Origin of the sequence: Mycobacterium sp. (genome assembly GCF_040509115.1) — a bacterium.
Taxonomy (GTDB): Bacteria; Actinomycetota; Actinomycetes; order Mycobacteriales; family Mycobacteriaceae; genus Mycobacterium.
The window spans coordinates 1-3,163 of the sequence record NZ_JBEVLO010000404.1 but is presented as its reverse complement, the minus strand read 5'-3'; the positions used below and the strand labels follow the sequence as shown (position 1 = coordinate 3,163).

The following is a 3,163-nucleotide window of genomic DNA, read 5'->3' as shown; positions in this document are numbered from 1 at the left end:
CTGGTCTTGGCCTTCATCGCTCCGGCCAGCTTGGCCAGGAGCACCTCGCGCGACTCGAGGTCCGCGATGCGGTTGACCTCGTCCACGGACAGCGCCTTGCCGTCCATGTAGCCGCCCTTGATGATCAGGGCCTTGTTGTCCTTGGCGAACGTCTTGATCGCCTTGGCGGCGTCGACGGGCTCGCCCTTGATGAACGCGATGGCGGTCGGACCGGTGAACAGATCGTCGAGACCTGTCACACCTGCCTCGGACGCAGCGCGCTTCACCAGGGTGTTCTTGGCGACCGAGTAGGTGGCGGATTCTCCAAGGGACTTGCGCAGACCGGCAAGGTTGGCCACGGTGAGCCCGCGATACTCGGTGACGACGGTGGCCGTCGACTCCTTGAACTGCTCGGCGATGTCGGCAACGGCGGTGGCCTTGTCAGCTTTGGCCATGCATGCCTCCTATCTAGGTATGGGTCCGCCGGTCTGGTGAAGGGCCTGGAAACGACGAACGCCCCGGCGCAGAGCGGCCGGGGCGTGAAGATTCGCTGGGTCAAGCCAGCGGTGGTGCCTCGTCCTCCTGCGTGGGCCGCCCGGGACCTGATGAGCCGCTTGCGCGGAGAACAACAGGCGTTGCCGGGACCTTCAACCGATTTCTCGGTGACCGACGGTCTTCGGTGGAACCCAGAAAGGATAGCGCGCTGACCGCCGATCAGCCAAAACGCGCGCCACCCCTCCGATGTGCTAGGTCGTGACCAACCAGGCGGTCGCGTCGGCGGGCAACTCAGTGGTCACACCTGGCACCGACGCCAGCACGACCTTGGCGTCGGCGGGCAGGTCGACAGGTGCGGTACCGGTATTGAACCAGCACTGGGCCTTGCCGCGTCGGAACGCAGCGACGTCGGAGTTGGAGTCGATCCACTCCACGTCGCCGGAGTCCACCCACACCGACGTCCGGCTGGCCAGCGCCTCGCGATAGAGGTTCAGCGTCGAATCGGGGTCGGCGTCCTCGGCCTGCGCAGTGCGCGACGCCCAGTGCGACGGCTGCGGCAACCACGTAGTCACGTCGTCATTGGGCGAGAACCCATAGGGCGGAGCATCGTTCGCCCACGGTAGGGGTACCCGACATCCGTCGCGGCCGACGTCGGTGAACCCGGACTGCACCCAGGTGGGATCCTGACGGACGTCGTCGGGCAGATCCTCGATCTCCTCGAGGCCCAGTTCCTCACCTTGATAGACGTAGGCCGTTCCCGGCAGCGCGAGCTGCAGCAGCGCCGCCGCCCTGGCGCGACGCAGGCCGAGTTCGTAGTCGGGCGTCTCCGTCCCCCAGCGCCTGCGCTCCCACTCGCTTTCGATGAGGTGATCCGGTTGCGAGCGCGCGTATCGGGTGACGGTCCTGACGACGTCGTGGTTGGACAGCACCCACGTCGGCGGGGCGCCGACGGTCGCCGCGGCCGCGATCGCGTCGTCGATGACCTTGCGCAGGACGTCGGCACGCCACGGGGCACGCAGGAAGTCGAACTGAAAGGCGGTGTGCAACTCGTCGGGACGCAGGTATCGAGCGAGCTGCTCGTTGTTGCGCACCCAGGCCTCCGCAATGAAGATCCGTTCCGGCGCATGGCGATTCGCCACCTCGCGCCAGCCGCGATAGATGTCGTGGACACCATCCTGGTCCCACGCGGGATGCGCGGCATTGTGCTGGACCAGCGCGTCCCCACTGCCGCCGTCGGGGAGCCCGTCGGCCTTGACGAGCCCGTGGGCGACGTCGATGCGGAACCCATCGACACCCTTGTCGAACCAGAACGCCAACACGTCCTCGAATTCGGCAACGACTTCCGGGTTGTCCCAGTTGAGGTCGGGCTGGCCCGGGGCGAAGAGGTGGAGGTACCACTGACCGTCGGACACTCTGGTCCACGCCACTCCCCCGAAGACGCTGCGCCAGTCATTGGGTGGCAGTTCGCCGTTGGTGCCGCGTCCGGCGCGGAAGTGATAGCGCTCCCGTGCGCCCGGCTCGTCGGCGAGGGCGGCGGTGAACCACGCGTGGTGATCGGAGGTGTGGTTCGGAACGATGTCGAGGAGCACGCGGATCCCGGCATCGTGCGCCTCGGCGATCAACGCGTCGGCCTCCGCCAGCGTGCCGTAGGCGGGTTCGATGTCGCGGTAGTCCGCCACGTCGTAGCCGGCGTCGGCCATCGGCGACGGGTACCAGGGGTTGATCCAGATGGCGTCGACACCGAGGCGGGCCAGGTACGGCAGCCGATCGCGGAGCCCGGCGATGTCCCCGATGCCGTCACCGCTCCCGTCGGCGAAGCTGCGGATGTACACCTGGTAGACGACGGCAGTCTGCCACCAGGAATCGGCGCGGGTCACGGCACTCCTCGGATTGAAACAGTAAACGTTTGCGCCCCAAAGACTGCATGTCACGCCGATCTTTGTCAATGACATTCGGATCTACGCAAATATTTGCGCGGGTGTTACCGTGCTGTCCGGTGATACCGAAGCTCAGCGTCAACATGGCCGACGTCGCGCGCCGTTCGGGCGTGTCGATCGCATCGGTGTCACGCGCGTTGCGCGGACAACCCGGAGTGTCGGCCGCGACGCGGGATCGCGTGCTGGCGTCGGCGCGCGAGCTGTCCTACGTCGTGTCTCCCGAGGCGTCGAGGCTCTCCGGCGGCGCCACCGGGCGCATCGGAGTCGTCGTCCCGCAGGTGGACTCGTGGTTCTACTCGGCGGTCATCGCAGGCATCGCGGGTGAGTTCGACGCCGCGGGCATGGACGTGGTGCTGTGCGCGCTGCCCGACGTCGCGACCAGACACCGGTTCTTCGACACCTTGCCGCTGCGCCGGAAGGTGGATGCGATCGTCGTCGCGTCGATCCCGCTCACCGCCCACGAGCGGGGCAGGCTCGACCAGCTCGGCGTGCCCGCGGTGTTCATCGGCGGCGACGACGACGGCAGGAGCCCATGGGTCGGCATCGACGACACGCTCGCCGCCGAACAAGCCGTCGGTCATCTGGTCCGGATCGGACACCGCGACATCGCGATGATCCAGGCGCTGGCACCAGGCGGGGAGGCATGGGCGACCGACGAGGCTCGGATCCGCGGATTCCACCGTCAGATCGCTGACGCCCAGCTGCCGGAGCCGACGGTGGTGACCGTGCAGTGGGGGGTCGACGGCGGTGCG

General features: G+C 67.5%; 3 protein-coding genes. 1 reads left to right on the top strand and 2 read right to left on the bottom strand.

The window, feature by feature from the left end; all coding sequences use genetic code 11:
* Nucleotides 1-434: 50S ribosomal protein L10 (gene rplJ, locus ABW137_RS27945; protein ID WP_526404829.1), on the bottom strand; the 434-nt coding region annotated here is incomplete at its 3' end.
* Nucleotides 435-725: 291 nt separating this feature from the next.
* On the bottom strand, nucleotides 726-2,426 hold the full coding sequence (locus tag ABW137_RS27940) for a glycoside hydrolase family 13 protein (RefSeq protein ID WP_526404828.1): 1,701 nt from the start codon (nucleotides 2,424-2,426) through the stop codon (nucleotides 726-728).
* A 44-nt stretch (nucleotides 2,427-2,470) separates the two neighbouring features.
* On the opposite strand from ABW137_RS27940, the gene ABW137_RS27935 reads away from it, so the two are divergent.
* The coding region (locus ABW137_RS27935) for a LacI family DNA-binding transcriptional regulator (protein WP_526404826.1) at nucleotides 2,471-3,163 on the top strand (693 nt) is incomplete at its 3' end.